Source organism: Ideonella sp. B508-1 (assembly GCF_000333615.1).
Lineage (GTDB): Bacteria > Pseudomonadota > Gammaproteobacteria > Burkholderiales > Burkholderiaceae_C > Ideonella.
Window position 1 is genome coordinate 1 of the sequence record NZ_BADL01000330.1, and the last position, 1906, is coordinate 1906.

At 72.9% G+C, this 1906-nt stretch carries 2 protein-coding genes; one reads left to right on the forward strand and one right to left on the reverse strand.

What is annotated here, in order from left to right:
- Window positions 1-1111, reverse strand: a 1111-nt coding sequence (rsmB, locus tag I73_RS28035) for a 16S rRNA (cytosine(967)-C(5))-methyltransferase RsmB (protein WP_022981267.1), incomplete at its 3' end; no start/stop codon positions are given.
- Window positions 1112-1215: 104 nt separating this feature from the next.
- Between rsmB and folE the strand changes: the two genes are divergently transcribed.
- On the forward strand, window positions 1216-1906 hold a 691-nt coding region (gene folE, locus I73_RS28040), incomplete at its 3' end, for a GTP cyclohydrolase I (protein WP_022981268.1).

Sequence of the window (1906 nt, forward strand, 5' to 3'; positions counted from 1 at the left end):
CCACAGCGCGTCCAGCAAGCTCGGCCTGGATGCGCGCCAGGCCCGGAATGTCCTCGGGCCGGCGCAGCCAGGCGATGTCAGGATGGCGCCGCACGATGCCCGACGCGGAACACGGCGCGTCCAGCAGGATGGCGTCGAAGGGCTGGCCGTCCCACCAGGTGTCCACCGCCCGGGCGTCGGCCGCCTGGGTGCGGGCCCGCAGGCCCAGGCGCGCCAGGCCCTCGCCCACCCGGGCCAGGCGGGCGGGGTCGGCGTCCAGCGCCAGCAGGTCCAGATCGGCCAGCTCCAGCAGATGGGCCGTCTTGCCGCCGGGGGCCGAACAGGCGTCCAGCACCCGCGCGCCGGCCGGCAGGCCCTGGCCCAGCAGCAGCGGTGCCGCCCGCTGGGCCGCCAGATCCTGCACCGACACCCAGCCCTCGGCAAAACCGGGCAGGCGTTCCACCGGCACCGGGGCGTCCAGCACGATGGCGTGCTCCCAGCCGGGGCCATCCACCGCCTGGCCGGACAGGCCGTCGGCCTGCAGCCGCGCCAGATAGTCGGGCACCGAGCAGCGCCGGGCGTTGACCCGCAGCGCCATGGGCGGGCGCAGCCGGGCCTGGCCCAGGATGGTCTGCCAGTGCTCCGGCCAGTCGGCCTGCACCTGCTGCACCCACCAGGCCGGGTGGTTCCAGGCCGCCTCGGGCCGGCGTTCGGCCTGGGCCACCTGGGCGGCGCGCTCGCGCAGAAAGCGGCGCAGCACCGCGTTGACGAAACCGGCCGAGGCCGGGGCGGCCTTGCGCACCGCGGTCACAGCCTGGTCGACCAGGGTGTGGTCCGGGTAGGCCGGGGCCTCCTCGGGCCACAGCAGGGCCAGCGCGCACAGCAGCAGGCCCTCCACCGCGGGCGGCGGGCGACGCGGCGCCAGCTGGGCCCGCAGCACCTCGGCGGCCCCCAGACGCCGCAGCACCGCGAAGGACAGCGCCTGCACGCCCGGGCGCACGGCCCCGGGCACACCGGCCAGCACATCGGTCAGGGAGCGCCCACTTCGCACCGCCTGGACGGCGCGGGCGGTGAGGGTCAGGAGGCGGGCCAGGGTGGGCCCCGCCGGGGCAGGTACAGCGGCATCGGTCACGCCCGGCAGTCTAACCACCCCAGACTGGTGAGGTGCTTTGCCCCTGCACGACAATGGTGCCTCCACCGCTCCCGAACGGCCTGCCCCCAGGCCAGGATCCCGGCATGTCCCACACCTCTTCGGCCCCGGCCACCTTGTCGCCCGACGAACTGGCCGCCCTGCCCGCGTCCGAACGCATCCGCTACCGGCTGGTGAGCGCCTGTCGGCGCCACCACGCCAACGACAACATCGCCGACTTCGTGCAGGCCGGCGAGCTCGAGGAGCTCAAGGCCGAGGTGGCCGGCAAGATGGCCGAGGTGCTGAGGGCCCTGGTCATCGACACCGAAAGCGACCACAACACGAACGAGACCGCCAAGCGGGTGGCCAAGATGTACGTGGACGAGGTCTTCCGCGGCCGCTTCCGGCCCATGCCGGACGTGACCGAGTTCCCCAATGTCTCGCGCCTGAACGAGCTGATGATCGTCGGCCCGATCACGGTGCGCAGCGCCTGTTCGCACCACCTCTGCCCCATCGTGGGCAAGCTGTGGATCGGGGTGCTGCCCAACGAGCACTCCAACCTGATCGGCCTGTCCAAGTACGCCCGCATCGCCGACTGGATCATGAGCCGGCCCCAGATCCAGGAAGAGGCGGTGATCATGCTGGCCGACACCCTTCAGGAGCGGGTCAAGCCCGACGGCCTGGCCATCGTGATGGAGGCCGACCACTTCTGCATGCACTGGCGCGGCGTGAAGGACAACGACTCGGCCATGACCAACAGCGTGATGCGCGGCGCCTTTCTGAAGGACCCGAACCTGC